Source organism: Paenibacillus soyae, assembly GCF_024623455.1.
Taxonomy (GTDB): Bacteria; Bacillota; Bacilli; order Paenibacillales; family Paenibacillaceae; genus Pristimantibacillus; species Pristimantibacillus soyae.
On record NZ_JANIPJ010000001.1, the window covers coordinates 491,506 to 506,605 of the forward strand.

The window sequence follows — 15,100 nt, forward strand, 5'->3', positions numbered from 1 at the left end:
ACCGCTTACAGGTTAAGGGATGATAGAAGTATGATATGGGCGAGGCAGGCGCATGCCGGGAGAATGCGCAACCAACTTAATTAACAAGGTAAGGGGATGATGCAGTGCGAGTTACACAATGGAAAAAACCGGTGTCTCTTATGCTGGCGGTTGCCGTAGCTTCGGCGACCTTCTTCATGACGACGGCGACGATCGACGCGGATGAGGTCAACTATGAGAGCTATAGCGGCTTTACAACCTCCGAGGTGCCGATCCTTCCGGAGACGGAAGCCCATCCAAGCTTATGGTTCAAGGCGGATGAGGCGGCCGACGTGTATGACAAACGGAATGCGGACGAATATGCGCTTGAGTTATGGAACAATGTGAAGGGCAGCAAATATTTGGGGGCGGCGCTCCCAGAGGTGCCGGCGTATCCCAATCCATGCGTCGACAGCCGCTTGCACAGCTACTACGGGGATATGGCCCGAATTGCGAAGTACAACGCGTTTATGTATGTCATGGAGGGGGCGGAGGAGCATAAGACCGCGGCAATCGATGCACTGCTGCGCGCTTATGACGGACCGATCTACCAATGCGATCCGACCGTGTCGAGCAGTCCGGTGGATGAAACCTACAGAGGCGTCTGGATTCAAAATTTCGCGGAAGCGTATGATTGGATGCACAGCGAGCTGACGACCGAGCAGGATGCGGCCATCCGCGCCGCATTTGCCAAAGAAGCGCAGGCGCTTAACGACTACATGTACATATGGGGGCCGCGCCCGCATAATCATCGCTCCAAGCCGGCATGGGGGCTTGGCACTGCTGCCTTGGCGCTAAGCGGACACGAGGATGCCGAGCAATGGCTTCAAACTGCGCTTGGGGCAGCCAATACGAACACCAAATATTTTTTCAGCTCGGATGGGGTGTATCGGGAAGGCTCGCAATATTATATTTATTCCCATTTGAATTTCCTCCCGTTCCTCTACCACTACAAGCATGTATCCCAGGTTGATCTGTTCCCTGTGTACAAACCGGCCTTCATCTGGGAATTCTCCGTTACGAATAACAAAGGGTGGATGCCCAATGTCGAGGATTCCTTTCTAAGACACAACTTCCTGCAGATGGTTGCCGGCCAATTCGTGAACGACGAGGATACGACACCTCTTCACCCAACTGCGAAATGGGGAAATCTGTTCCAGTGGCGCTACGAGAAGACCGATACCGCGCCATGGGGCGGAGAATTCGGCAACAATACGGGTGCCAGCTACGACGATACGATGGATCTCAACAAATATTTGACTTACGATCCGTCCGTGGAGTCGATCGCACCTACTGGTTCTGCTACTCAGTTCCTGAACGAGGGCGGACAGACCCTATTCCGCAATCATTGGAACGACGACCCTTCCTCCCGCTACCTGCTGTTCCACGGGCAGGCGGAGATGGACAACCATAATCAGTTCGATCATCTGAGCTTTGTCATTCATGCAGAGAATCAGATGATGGCAAGCGATTCCGGCTACTCCAAGTCAGCCTACGGGGATGCCGAGCGCCGCAATTGGTACCGTACGGCCAAGGCGCATAACACGGTGACCTTGAATGGGGCGTGGCCGGTTGATACGGCGCAGAACGTAACGCCGGTGTCGCGCTTCGGCATGGACACTGATTTCTTCGACTTCCAGCAGAAGGAAGCGCGATTTATCGCCATTACGAATGATACGACCAAAGGGGAAAACCCGCTGCTGTTCCCATCGGACGACGAGAGCACGGGGTATATCAAACGTTCGATTGCGTTCCCGAATCAGGAATACTTCGTGGTTGCCGACCAGTTAAGCACAAAGGATGGCGAGAACGGCCAATTCGAGCTGTATCTGCATGGCGGACGCGGCACGATGATCGGCGACGGCCATTATCGGGAATGGATTTACTCCAAGGATGCGTACGGCACAGCGGCTAAGCTGTCCGCATGGATTCTGTCTGACGAGGCCACGTTGACCAATCATGTTGGTGAAGTGAGCTATATCAAGGACGATGCGGCTTCTTTCGGCTATGTGACCGCCCAGAAGCAAGCGGCCAATGCCAGCTTCCTGCAAATCCTGATTCCGAATCCTATTCAGGCGGACACGCCGGTTGTGACCGATGCAAGCGACGAGAACCGCACAGGCGGAACCGTAGCCATGAATGGCAATCTGGATACGTACCTGGTGCAAAACGATGCCTCGATGACGGAAGTGGGCGATCTGAGCTCCGATGCTGAATTCGGTTATGTGCGCCATAACGGCTGGGTGCAGCAATATGCGATGAAGCAGGGTACCTCCATCAGCTATGGCGAAGAGCTGCTGGCCGCTTCCAGCGCGCCTGTTGCGCTTGCCTTGGATGTGTCGGAGCGAGAGCGTCACAGCGGCTATATTACCTCTGCCTCTGAAGGGTATACGGTGCAGCTGCTTGTACCGGATGGCAAGACGGTCGCTTCGGCCAGTCTGGCTGGAGAAGCGGTGATAGCTTCTGAAGCGAACGGCTACGTCACGCTTGCCCTGTCCGGCAGCGGCGAGTTGGAAATCCAATATGTCGATGAGGGAGCGGGGGACGTGACCGCGCCGCTGGCGATTACGGATGTGAATGCCGTGAATGAAGGAGCGAACGCGGCGATCGTGTCATGGACTGCGCCTGCCGATGCGAATACAGGCGATGCCGTTAGCTTCTATGACGTGCGGTACAGCGTGACGCCGATTACGGAGCAGAATTGGAGTCAAGCCAGTCAAGCAGCTGGAGAGCCTGTGCCAGGCGCGCCCGGTACACAAGAATCGATGGTTCTTGGCGGGTTAAGCGCAGGGACGACCTATTATGTAGCGGTTAAATCCGGTGATGCGGCACGCAACGTCTCCGCTTTGTCCAATGCGGCCTCCGTGACGACGGCTTCGGCGGATGACGTCATCGCCCCAGCGGCGATTACAGACCTGACGCTTGCTTCGGTCTCCTCAAGCACAGCGAGTCTGACCTGGAGCGCGCCAGGAGATGACGGCTACAAAGGAACGGCAGCGTCGTACGATCTCCGTTACAGCACATCGCCGATCGACGAGGCAAGCTGGAGCCAGGCTGTTCAAGTGCAAGGAGAACCGGCGCCATTATCTGTCGGCACCGGGCAAGGCATGACGATTGAAGGGCTGAAGCCGGGTCTAACGTATTTCTTCGCCATTCGTTCATCCGATGAAGCGGACAACATTTCTTCGGTGTCCAATCTCCTATTCGTGCCGCTGCTGGATGATCCAGCTGCCGAGAAGCTGCAAGCCGCTCAGGTGACGGCGAGCGCAGATGATGGCAATGTGCCTTCGAACACAGTGGACGGCGATATGACAACACGCTGGTCCGCGAAGTCCGAGAACGGGGAAGGACAATGGATCGCTTACGATCTGGGCGAGCTTTATCAGGTTGATTATGTGAAGCTGGCCTGGAGCTCCGGGCATCTCCGGCAAACGAAATTTGCCATTGAAGCTTCCGTCGACGGCAAGCGCTGGAGCACCGTGACCGAACCGGCATGGTCCAGCGGCAAAACCGAGAAGCTGGAGGCTTATGAAGCGGGCGTGATGGCGAGGTATATCCGAATTGTCGGTTACGGCAATACAGCCAGCGGATGGAACAGTCTGCTGGAGACGGAGATTTTCGGCAGGCATGCGACAGACGCGCCTCCGGTGCTGCTGAGCAATGTGGAGCTGAAGGATCGCAGCGGAGCCGCGATCTCGAGCGTTGACGGTCAAGCATTTGTCCAGGTCGAAGCTGTGATAACCAATACGCGGCATGAATCGCAGGAGGCGGCTCTAACCGTTGGGGTCTATGATCAGCAAGGCAGACTGCTAAGCACTTTGTTTATCAGCGGGTTCTTGAACGGACTGGCCAGCGAAACGATTAGCGCTGAGCTTGAATTGCCTTCCGGGGCGGATTCCATCAAGCTGTTCGCCTGGGATTCATGGGATGGGATGACGCCGTTGTCCGAAGCGTTCCAAATTGATTAAGCGGATATGAAGGAGGGACCAAACAATGAAGAAAATTCAAGTTCGGAGAAGCACGAGCTTGCTGCTGGTTCTGGCCATGCTGCTGGCATGTGTTCCTTACATGGCGGGGATCACCCATGCAGCCGCATCTAAGCTTTCCGTAATAGCCGTTACGGCAAGCGGGCATGACGGGAATTTCCCGGACAATACATTGGACGACAATCTGGAGACGAGATGGTCTGCTCAGGGCAGCGGTCAGTGGATTGCTTATCAGCTGGACAGCGCGCAAGAGGTCGGTTATCTCGGCATCGCGTTCGTCAAGGGCGACCAGAGACAAACAACGGTAAGTATCGAAGCCTCCCAGGACGGTACGAACTGGACCGAGGTGCTGGGACAGACCATAAGCTCCGGCGCGACGATCGGCTTGGAAGCGTTCGATATGGCCGATACAACGGCGTCTTATATCCGGATTACGGGTTACGGCAACACGAGTAACGATTGGAATAGTATCTCGGTGGTCCATCTTTATGCGCCTCAGCCGGATGGTTCCACGCCTCTGCAGGAGCTGCAGCCTCCGCCAGCCGAGGAGAGAGAGGATGTCACCTACACACAGCCTGGCATGGTGAATCCGGATGGCTCCGCGCATGTCATTCATACGCCGAATGCGGTGACGGGGGAAACGCTGAACGTAGAGGCTTACGGCGCCGATCCGCAGGACAACGGGCAGGATGATCTGCCTGCCATCCTTGCCGCATTGGAAGCGGCTGAAGCCGGCGACGAGGTATACCTGCCTAACGGCACCTACAACTTGAACAGTACACTTGCAACGGACGGCACTTCCCATATCGCTCTGAAATCGGGCGTTAATCTGCGCGGTGAAAGCAGGGAGAATGTCAAGCTGGTATCCAGTCTGGCAGCGCAGCAGAACGGCAAGGTGATGAACGCCTTCGGCAAACACGATATCCGAATATCCGACTTGACGATTACGTTCAACTTTACCGGCTCATATTCCACGGATCATACGATCAACAATCCGTCGGCGGCGGGTCCGGATTATGGTATCTACATTGCGGACGGCATTGGGCGCGTCCCCTCCTATAATATGACAATCGACAATGTTATCGTGGAGAATTTCCGTAAAATGGGCGTGCGGATCGAGAACAGCCGGGATATCGTCGTGACGAACTCCCTCTTCCGCAATGCGACGGACGTTGGAGGAGGCGGAGCGGGATACGGCGTATCGATTCAAGGCACCGTGAAGACGGACCGCAGCGGATATGCCAACGACACGATCTACAATGTCGTTCAGAATTCCGAGTTCATCGGCCCGCATATTCGTCATGGCGTGCTGCTGCAATATTATGCGCACAACAATCTTGTGACGGGCAATACGCTTACGGGAACGGTGCTTGACGCGATCGATCTTCATGGCGAAGACGAATATTTGAACATGATTGAACAGAATACGATCAGCGATATTCCGAAGGGTGCAGCCATCGCGCTCGGCAACACGGGCGGAACGGCGCCGTCCAATCACGACAACTCCGGCCCTGGGAACGTCATAGCAAACAACACAATCACGAACGCCAGGGAAGGCATTAAGGTGCATATGGGCAGTCCGGACACGGTAATTGAGAACAATACGATCCAGAACACCGTTAGTCCTGATGGCGCCAAGGGCATTCTGCTCATGAACGCACCCGGCACGATCGTCAGGTCTAATCTCATTACAGGCAATACGGCTTCCGGGTTTTGGGGCATCTCGCTGGAGCAGGATCCGGGCGACTCGAACGCCGCACAGGCCGGCGCTGGGGAGCCGGATGACATCTTGATTACCGGAAATACCATTACGAATAATACGGGCGGCATTCGGATTCACGCGGGCACGAATATTAACGTGGATGACACGAATGTCGTCGCGGACAATACCTTCGCCAATATGCAGGATACCCGCTCGCAAGAACCGACTCCAACTGATCCGCCCGGGGGCGGGGAGGAAGGCGGCGTTGATGGAGAGACGATAGAGCTCACGGCGATCGCGGATTCTTTTATCAGAGACGGCATTTATGCCAATGACAATTATGGTGACGCTACCAAGCTGAAGGTCAAAGAGAGAGCTGCCGGCAACGACTTCCGCAGACAAGCGATCATGAAATTTGATCTGTCGGATCTAGAAGGGGACGTCAGACGCGCGACATTGAAGTTCTACAATGTGAATCTGGAGACCGCGACGGGCACGGCCGGCGGCTATCAGATTCAGGCCATTGGCATTGAAGATGGCTGGGAGGAAGGAACCGTTACATTCGCAAATGCGCCAACGGGCTCAGCGGTTTCCAGTCCGGTTAAGGTAGAGGGAGATGCACAATACGTTGAGCTGAACGTCAGCGAATTTGTCAAAAACCAGCAGGATGCCTACGTCAGCTTCCGAGTTGCCGGCGTAGAGGATAACTTGGGCTCGGACTTTGCGTCGAAGGAAAATGATCTGACGAAGCCTCCTGTCCTGGAGATTGTGCTGGAGGGGCAAGAGGAGCAGCCGGAGGAACCGAAAGTTCCGGAAGAGCCGGAGCAGCCTGACTCGCTCATCGTGGAGGTTTCGGAGGATACGTATATTCAGGGCGGCACGTCTGAAGATGACAACTATGGCGGCAGCCCGACGCTTAAGCTGAAGCGCACCTCCTCGGAGAACAGGGATATGTTCCTCAAATTCAATATGCCGTCTATAGATGGCGTCGTGGAGGAGGCCGTGCTGCAGCTGTTCGTCAAGGGCATCGAGGGCTCGACCTTAACTAAGCCTGAGAAAGGATATTGGATCGATGTAAGAGGCATCAACGATGATTCCTGGACCGAGATGGGCATAACCTACACGAATGCGCCAGCCGAGGAGGGCGCTGAGCTTGCTCGTGTATTCGTTGGAGAAGCTGAAATCGGCACCTATGTGTCGCTGGATGTCACAAGCTTCGTCAAGGCACACAAGGACGCAACGATCACCCTGCGTCTGAGAGGCATTGACAGCAGTCGGGGCGCGGAGTACGCCTCCAAAGAGGATACGACAACCGATAAGCCGGCGCAGCTAATTCTCCAAATCGGGGAGAAGCAAGTGCTGACGGAAGCGCCGCAGCTGACAGCGGAGAGCGGTCATGAACGCGTCGAGCTCAATTGGACCGAAGTGACCGGAGCGCTGGGTTATACCGTGAAGCGCGCGAGCTCGCCGGACGGTCCTTATGAGACGGTTAAGAATCAGACAACCGAGCTCTCGTATGTCGATGAGACGGTCGTTAATGACCTAACTTATTATTACAAGGTAGCGGCTTTTAATGAAGCGGGTGCGGGTCCTGATTCCGAGGCGGCGACGGGAGCGCCGAGATTCCCTCTTCAAGTAAGCATTACGGGAATGAAGGATATGAAGGGCCAGGCTATCGCGCAATTGGACGATACTAGGTTTGCAGTCATTGAAGCAGCAGCAGTGAACGCCTCAGGCGAGAGCACAGAAGCTCGTATTGTGTTCCAGCTGCTTGATGCCAGCGGAACCTCTGTTGCCAAGGTCTCTACCGTTAAGAGACTGGCATCCCAGGAGCAGACTATCCTGAAGGCGGGCTTCCAGCTGCCTGCGAATGCTGCCGGTTATGAAATCGACGTGCAGATCGAGCTGGTAGAGGAGGGAGAGATTCGATGAAGAAATGGGCAGGCTTATTGTTGATCTGCAGTATGTTGTTCGGACTTATGCCGTCGGCCCATGCGGATAGTGCCACTATGACGGCAGCCCTGTCCGTAGAAGATTCAGAGCTGACGGTGAGCGGAGTCTTGTCAACTGGAAACAGCAGCTGGATCTCGCTTCGCATGACGGGACCCGAGGGCGAGCTCGCCCATCTGGACCAGACAACAAGTGATTCGAACGGGAGCTTCACGTTTGTTGTACCTATGGCAGGAAAGACGGCAGGGGAATATGAGGTGGTTCTCGGCGCAGCCGGCTTAACGGGGGGGTTCCGCCAAGAGGTGACCTATACGCCGCCCGTGACGCTGCCTCCTGTTGTACCGATAATTCCTGAGATGCCCGAGTCGAAGGTGGTTCAGCTGAACCGGCTGAACTGGAATTCGGATGGGAGCTTGCAGATTAGCTTAGGAAGCAAGCAAGGCTTGAAGGTTCCTGTCCAGGCTCTCCAAGTGGAGAACGGCAAGCAGCTTCAGATTGAGCATGACTCCATGTCGGTGAACATTCCTGCCGCAGTGTTGAACGAACTGATGAAACAGGTTCCTGCCTCAGCTATCGGTCAAGCGGAATTATGGTTCACAGTCTCCAAGGCGGAAGGTGAGCAGAGCTTGTCTGGAGAGGGTTCGGCAACGACTGGGCTCCATGTAGCAGGTGACAGACTGGAGCTGGAGCTGTTCGTCTTGGAGGCGAATGGCACAAAGCATCAGCTGGCGGCATTCCCAGAGCCGCTGAAGCTGTCCATGTCCGTCGACAACGGGGCGGACAAAGGGTTAGTCGGGATTTATTACATCCCTACTAATGGCGCACCCGAATATGTAGGCGGCATATGGGATGGCTCCAAGCTGACGGCGATGCTCGACCACTTCAGCACTTATGCGGTGCTGGAGTATAAGAAGACATTCGAGGATGTGCCGGCGCATCATTGGGCACAGCGAGTCATTCAAGAGCTCGCGGCGAAACATCTGATGCAAGGCGTAAGTGAAAGCAAGTTTGCGCCGGACCGCTCGATGACGAGAGCTGAATTCACGGCGACCCTGGTTCGCGCGCTGAAGCTGGAGTCGGCTGAGCCAGCGCCTTTCGCAGACGTAGAGGCAGGAAGCTGGTATGCGGATGAGGTAGCGGCTGCTTATGCGGCGGGGCTGATTGCCGGCAAATCCAGCACGGTCTTTGCTCCGGAAGCCCAGCTGACCCGCGAGGAGATGGCGGTCATTCTGATGAACGCGGCTCGCATTAAGCAAGGGGATGCAGGCAAAACGGCTTCAGGCTCTGCGAATGCTGCCTTCCAGGATGAGGACGCGATCAGCGATTGGGCTGTAAGCGCGGTCCATACCGCAGCGGAAGCGGGATATGTGAAGGGCCGCGGCAACGGCCAGTTTGTACCGAAGGGGCTGCTGACTCGCGCGGAAGCCGCGCAGGTTGTGTATCGCATGTTTCCCTAACAGAGCAGGAAAAACCTAAAAAAAATACAAGTCAGCGGAAACCAGTCCATTGTGAGCTTAATCCGGCGACCTCTATGATAGATATAGAGGCCGCCGGTTTTCTTTTGGAGAGGAAAATCGTATGCGTTTTCAATGTGCGGCAAATGCAAGAAACGAATGGAAGGGAGCAGCGCACATGGATAGAACATTAAATCAACCCGAGAGCAGCGCGCTAAGTGTCCAATATTCACCAACAGAGGAAACCAAGCTGCTAGAGAATCCTCCCCGATTCACATGGATGGCCGCCGACAGCGGCGAGAGAGGATATATGCTTCAATGGTCGACAACGCCTTCCTTCGAGGAAGGAGCGACCGTTCTGGCCGGACCTGTCAAATACCCCTTCTACACGCCGGACGTTGTATTAGACCCCGGCTTTTATTATTGGCGTTACGCCGCAGTATTCGGCAAGGGTGAATTATCCGAGTGGAGCCGCGTCCGTTCCTTCAACGTGGAGGAAGCTCTGCCGGAGACTCCGCTGCCGGATCCGATTGACCGCTATCGAGCAACAAGGGAGGATCATCCACGATTATGGTTGAACGCGGAGCAGATTGTCGAGTTTCGCAAGCGATTGCAAGAGGACGAGAGCTATTGCTCCTGGCCGTCGTTCTATGAAGGCTCTGTGCTGCCTTGGCTGGAACGGGAGCTCATTTCCGAACCTTTGCCTTATCCGGGCAACAAACGAGTAGCCAAGCTGTGGCGGAAGATGTATATGGATTGTCAAGAGACGTTGTATGCTATTCGACATATGAGCGTAGCCGGCGTTATTCTTCAGGATCGGCGGTTATTGAATCGCGCGAAGGAATGGCTGCTCCATGTATGCGCATGGGATCCCGAAGGGCCTACTTCGAGGGATTACAACGACGAAGCGGCCTTCCGGATTGCAGCCGCTGTTGCGTGGGGATACGACTGGCTGTACGGCGAACTGACAGGAGAGGAGCGGCAGCTTGTTCGCGAGGTGCTTCTGCGCCGTACCGGACAGGTTGCCTGCCACGTCATTGAAAGCTCGCGTATTCATTCCGTGCCTTATGACAGCCACGCTGTCCGTTCCTTGTCCTCCGTTCTCGTACCCTGTTGCCTGGCTATGTTGTTCGAGAACGATAGCGCGGCGGAATGGCTCAACTATACAATGGATTATTATTCCGCCCTTTATACCCCTTGGGGCGGTGCTGATGGGGGCTGGGCCGAAGGACCAATGTACTGGACAACGGGTCTAGCCTATGTGACAGAAGCGTTCAACTTGCTCCGGAACGCAACGAATGTTGATTATTACAAGCGGCCTTTCTTCCAGCGTACAGGGGACTTCCCGCTCTACTGCTTCAGCCCGGATACGACTCGTGCCAGCTTCTGCGATCAATCGACATTAGGAGATCCTCCGAGCTTGAAGACGGCCTTCCTTATGCGTCAATTCGCTGGGATTACAGGTAATGGGACATACCAGTGGTATTATGAGCAGATTCGCACAAGAGAAACTTTCGAAGAAGCGGATCAGAAGTTCTACAACTACGGATGGTGGGATTTCCGCTTTGACGAGATGTTGTATCTGCACGACTTTGAAGCGGTGCAAGCTGTCGAGCCGGCTGATATGGAAGCCGTCAAGTGGTTCCGAGATATCGGCTGGGTGGCGATGCACGCTTGTCCTACGAATCCAAAGGAGCATATTATGCTCCTGACGAAGAGCAGCCGTTACGGCTCTGTAAGCCATAGCCACGGGGATCAGAACGCTTTCGTGCTGCACGCCTATGGGGAAGCTCTTGCCGTGCAAAGCGGCTACTATGTGGCATTCGGCAGCACTATGCATCTGAACTGGCGCCGGCAGACCCGTTCCAAAAATGTGCTGCTATTCGATGGCAAAGGCCAGTATGGCGGCAGAGACAAGACGTTGAATCTCGAAGCAAGCGGCCGTATCGAAGAGGCTTGGCATAAAGATGGGGTTTCTTACACGAGAGCCGATGCAACCGCGGCCTATCAGCATGAAGTGCCGTATTTGCGCAGATTTGTTCGGGAGTATTACTTCATAGATAACGCTTATATTGTTGTTGTTGACTACGTGGATTTTGAACAACCGGCTTCTCTGACATGGCTAATGCATACGCCATATGAGATGGAGCTGAATGGCCAAACGTTCAGAGCGGTAACCGGCAATGCAGAGCTTCTTGGCCGCTTCGTCTATTGCTCCTCGGGAGATCTGGAGCTTAGCCAGACCAATCAGTATGAAGAAGTGGATACAGACGAGATTGAAGGCATGCCGAGCGAATGGCATCTACACGCAGTGTCCGGAGCTGCGATAAGCCACCGGCTTGTGACGCTGCTGGTGCCGATGAAACGAGCGGAGGAGAAATTGGTGACCTGTGAAGTAGAAGAAACCGATGATGTTGTCCATTTAAGGTTTACCTGTGAAGGAAATACAACTTCTATTGAAGTGAGGAAGTCATGAGCGGTCCCGCAAGCGAGGGGGGGCGTCAGCAGCGTCTCGGTTTGCTCGCGATGTATCTCGACACGCTCTGTATGGCCATCGGCTTCTACATGTTAATCCCGCTGTTGTCCATTTATACAATCAGCCATATGGGGTGGAGTCCGGCCATTGCCGGCATTATTGTGGCGATCAGCGGACTTTCTCAGCAAGGCCTTAGATTCGTGTCCGGTATCATCGCCGAGAAAATCGGGTATAAGCAAGCGATTTTATTAGGAGTAGGCATTCGAATTGCGGGATATGTTCTGTTCGGTCTGGCTCAGGTGCCTGCAGGATTTATGCTCGCAGCGTTTATCGCGGGGGTCGGAGGTTCGTTATTCCATCCTGCAAGCTACGCTGTGTATGCGGTGCTGACCGAGAAGGAAGGACGCTCCAAAATTTACGCGATGCGGGAGATGCTCAGCAATCTGGGGTTTATTCTGGGACCCGTTATGGGTATGTTCTTACTTTCCATCGATTTTAAGATCGTCTGCTTTTCTTCGGCTGCCATGTTCCTTCTTGCGTGGATATTGACCTATTATTTTGTCCCGAATATACGTAAGTCGGAGCGCAAGGAAGGAAGCTCGCCATCTGTTCGAGCTATGCTGTCTACTGTATTTCGCGATAAGCCTTTTATCCGATTCAATCTGGTGGCGCTTGTTCTCTGGTCGCTGTCTGTCCAGCTGTACCTGATCGTTCCGATTCGCGCAGAACAGCTGATGCTAGATGTCTCGAAGCTGGCCTATCTCTATACGGCTGCCGCGGTGTTCATGGTGATCCTTCAATTGCCGATTCATATCGGCTGCAGTAAAGTGCTGAGCGGCTGGCGGATGCTAAGCATCGGAGCATTTTTTCTTGCATCGGGCTACCTGATCATCGGATTTGCATCTGGCATCTGGATGTTATTGGGGGGGATTTTGATCTTTACGCTGGGTCAGATCTTTTTTGTGCCCAAGATGAACGAGATGACCTCGGGTTTTGCAGACGAGCAATCCTTCGCTTTATATTTTGGATTTTCGGGGTTTTTCCTCGCGGCTGGGGGCTTTTTGGGCAATTCGTTAACGGGTTTACTTCAGGAGATAGCCTTGCAGATGGAAACGGATTTCAAGCTGCCTTGGATCATTAGCGCGTTTATCGGCTTTTCGACGGCGATATTTATTTGGCTCAAAACGTTAAAGTCCAAAGCACGCATCAAGGAGGAGCAAGCATGACGACCGATTGGGTTCAACGCAGCAGAAGACCATTAAAGCTAAAAAGCAACAGAGTATGGAGAACCTACACGGGCGGCAAGCTGATTGAAGGCTGGCAAGGCAAGCCCGATGCTATAGATACGGCTTTCCCTGAGGAATGGGTGGCTTCAGCAGTGAAGGCTAAAAACGCCGGACGAGAGCATATTGCAGAAGGCTGGAGTCTAGTTGAACCCGAGGAGCCGGGGCAAGCGCCCGTAACCTTGAAGGAGCTGGTGGAGAGCGATCCTGCTGCTTTTCTGGGGCCTAATCATGTCAAGAGATACAAGGAGCAGATGGCGGTATTGGTGAAGGTGCTGGATGCAGGCGAACGGCTTACCATTCAAGTGCATCCAAGCCGCAAGACAGCCAGAGAGCTGTTCGCCTCGGAATTCGGGAAGACGGAGGCTTGGTACGTGCTCGGCGGCAGAGTGATCGATGGCGAAGAGCCATGCATCTATCTGGGCTTCAAGCCGGGAATGACGAAGGAAAGATGGAGGGAGCTGTTCGAGAGTCAAGCGATTCCTGAGATGCTGGATGCGCTCCATCGTATCCCCGTTAAGAAGGGTGATGTCTATCTGGTGGAGGGGGGAGTGCCCCATGCGATCGGCGCTGGCTGCTTCCTGATCGAAATTCAGGAGCCAACGGATCTAACTCTCCGAACGGAGCGGGTTACGCCGAGCGGTCTGCAGGTCCCTGATTCCGCCTGTCACCAGGGTGTCGGATTTGAAGCCATGCTGGATTGCTTCCGCTATGAGCCTCTTAATCTGGCGGATACGCTAGCTAGATACAAGAAGGAGCCGAAAGTGGTTAGACTTACGCAAGGAGGACGGGAGACCGTTCTGATCGGCGCCGCTGATACCGACAGGTTCGCCATGAGACTGCTGGAAATGAACGGTCCGTATGCCAAGCGTCAGGATGGCAGCTTCTCCATTGCAATCGTTGTTCAAGGTTCAGGCGAGCTGTACTGGGGAGAGGAGCGTATGTCGGTCCGGCAAGGCGATCAATTGTTCTTGCCAGCCGGTGTGGAAGCCGTTACCTGGGTGAATGCTGACAAGCATGCTGATTTGAAGGTTGTTGTATGTTACCCGCCTGAGTGATAACTTCTTCGTTCAAGTATGAGAAAACAGGGTAAGCAGAAGCGGCGGTTCTGTCTACCCTGTTTTTGGTTGCGCTTTAATAGGGTTCGGCAATATGATGGAGCTAGGTTTGGATCATTTTAAGCTGCAGGGAGAGGAGAGTATTGAATGCTAATTTACCATAACCCGCTTGCTGCCCCGGAGGACGTGGCGGGCTTCATTATGGAGGGGCAGGCTGCCGTCACGTTTCTGCTTGGCCGGATGCGGCTGGAGAGCCTGCTGGATCCCGGTGAAGGGCAGAAGTCTAATTTCGTATATTGGTGTCCGGATGAATTCCCCTCGGAGCTGGCTATCGAATGGGAGTTTCGACCGATTCGCGAGCCGGGGTTGTGCATCCTATTTTTTGCGGCTGCGGGTCGTAACGGACGATTCATGTTCGACCCCGAACTTACACCGCGTACAGGGGAATACGATATGTATCATCACGGAGAAATAGACGCGATGCACCTGTCGTACTTCCGCAGACGCTACCCGGAGGAGCGGGCGTTCCATACGGTCAACTTGCGCAAGAGCTACGGGTTTCATCTCGTCGCTCAGGGCGCAGATCCGATACCGGATGCATCTGATACGGACCGCTTCTACAAGCTGCGATTGACAAAGAAGGACGGACGTATCACCTTTGCCGTAGACAACCTGACGGTACTCGACTGTCAGGACGACGGCGCGGCATATGGACCTCTGCTGGGGGCAGGGCGTATCGGCTTCCGCCAGATGAGTCCGCTTATTGCGGAGTATGCAAATTTGCGAGTGTATGATTTCTCGGATACTCAGGTTTAAGTGCCAAGCGCTGCACATTCGTTTGACGAATGGCGGCGCTTTTTCTGTCTTCAAGCAGCAAAACCTAAAAAAAGTACAAGGGCCGCAAAGCGACTCCATTGTTAGCGTTATCATATCTCTTTAGGATAGAGATAAGTCCGCAAGGGTAATTCGATACATGGAGGAATGCATATGCCGCAAATTACAATCAAAATGTACGAGGGTCGTACAGATGCGCAAAAAAATGAAATTGTTGAAGTGTTCACGAAAGAGCTTTCACGAATAATAGACCGGGAACCAGAATTCATCACCATTGAATTCAACGAAATACCGATCGATGATCAAGCTCCCGCCAATCTGAAGAACAAGAGGTGATAG

General features: G+C 54.2%; 8 protein-coding genes. All 8 read left to right on the forward strand.

Going from position 1 to position 15,100, the window contains the following annotated elements; all coding sequences use genetic code 11:
• Nucleotides 1–104: 104 nt before the first annotated feature.
• Nucleotides 105–3,986 (forward strand): discoidin domain-containing protein, encoded by a 3,882-nt coding sequence (locus tag NQZ67_RS02210; RefSeq protein ID WP_257442324.1) that lies wholly within the window; start codon nucleotides 105–107, stop codon nucleotides 3,984–3,986.
• 25 nt (nucleotides 3,987–4,011) lie between these two features.
• The gene (locus NQZ67_RS02215; protein WP_257442325.1) at nucleotides 4,012–7,638 is read left to right on the forward strand and encodes a CBM96 family carbohydrate-binding protein; all 3,627 of its coding nucleotides are present in this window, start codon (nucleotides 4,012–4,014) and stop codon (nucleotides 7,636–7,638) included.
• Complete coding sequence (locus NQZ67_RS02220; RefSeq protein ID WP_257442326.1) at nucleotides 7,635–9,113, forward strand: S-layer homology domain-containing protein; 1,479 nt, start codon at nucleotides 7,635–7,637, stop codon at nucleotides 9,111–9,113. The genes NQZ67_RS02215 and NQZ67_RS02220 overlap by 4 nt, the downstream gene beginning before the upstream one ends.
• 175 nt (nucleotides 9,114–9,288) lie before the next feature.
• Nucleotides 9,289–11,586 carry a DUF4962 domain-containing protein gene (locus tag NQZ67_RS02225; protein ID WP_257442329.1) on the forward strand — a complete coding sequence of 766 codons (2,298 nt, stop codon included), beginning with the start codon at nucleotides 9,289–9,291 and terminating at the stop codon, nucleotides 11,584–11,586.
• On the forward strand, nucleotides 11,583–12,812 hold the full coding sequence (locus NQZ67_RS02230; RefSeq protein ID WP_257442331.1) for an MFS transporter: 1,230 nt from the start codon (nucleotides 11,583–11,585) through the stop codon (nucleotides 12,810–12,812). The genes NQZ67_RS02225 and NQZ67_RS02230 overlap by 4 nt, the downstream gene beginning before the upstream one ends.
• Nucleotides 12,809–13,927: a type I phosphomannose isomerase catalytic subunit gene (locus NQZ67_RS02235; protein WP_257442333.1), complete on the forward strand. Its 1,119-nt coding sequence runs from the start codon at nucleotides 12,809–12,811 to the stop codon at nucleotides 13,925–13,927. The genes NQZ67_RS02230 and NQZ67_RS02235 overlap by 4 nt, the downstream gene beginning before the upstream one ends.
• 147 nt (nucleotides 13,928–14,074) lie before the next feature.
• Complete coding sequence (locus NQZ67_RS02240) at nucleotides 14,075–14,743, forward strand: DUF1961 family protein (protein WP_257442335.1); 669 nt, start codon at nucleotides 14,075–14,077, stop codon at nucleotides 14,741–14,743.
• A 171-nt stretch (nucleotides 14,744–14,914) separates the two neighbouring features.
• A complete protein-coding gene (locus tag NQZ67_RS02245) occupies nucleotides 14,915–15,097 on the forward strand; it encodes a tautomerase family protein (RefSeq protein ID WP_257442337.1) in 183 nt (60 codons plus the stop codon).
• The last annotated feature ends 3 nt before the right edge of the window (nucleotides 15,098–15,100 follow it).

Excerpts from the sequence above, each read along its gene's own strand:
- NQZ67_RS02240 (WP_257442335.1), top strand. The coding sequence starts at position 14,075 with ATGCTAATTTACCATAACCCGCTTGCTGCCCCGGAGGACGTGGCGGGC.
- NQZ67_RS02225 (WP_257442329.1), top strand. The coding sequence starts at position 9,289 with ATGGATAGAACATTAAATCAACCCGAGAGCAGCGCGCTAAGTGTCCAA.
- NQZ67_RS02245 (WP_257442337.1), top strand. The coding sequence starts at position 14,915 with ATGCCGCAAATTACAATCAAAATGTACGAGGGTCGTACAGATGCGCAA.
- NQZ67_RS02220 (WP_257442326.1), top strand. The coding sequence starts at position 7,635 with ATGAAGAAATGGGCAGGCTTATTGTTGATCTGCAGTATGTTGTTCGGA.
- NQZ67_RS02235 (WP_257442333.1), top strand. The coding sequence starts at position 12,809 with ATGACGACCGATTGGGTTCAACGCAGCAGAAGACCATTAAAGCTAAAA.
- NQZ67_RS02230 (WP_257442331.1), top strand. The coding sequence starts at position 11,583 with ATGAGCGGTCCCGCAAGCGAGGGGGGGCGTCAGCAGCGTCTCGGTTTG.
- NQZ67_RS02215 (WP_257442325.1), top strand. The coding sequence starts at position 4,012 with ATGAAGAAAATTCAAGTTCGGAGAAGCACGAGCTTGCTGCTGGTTCTG.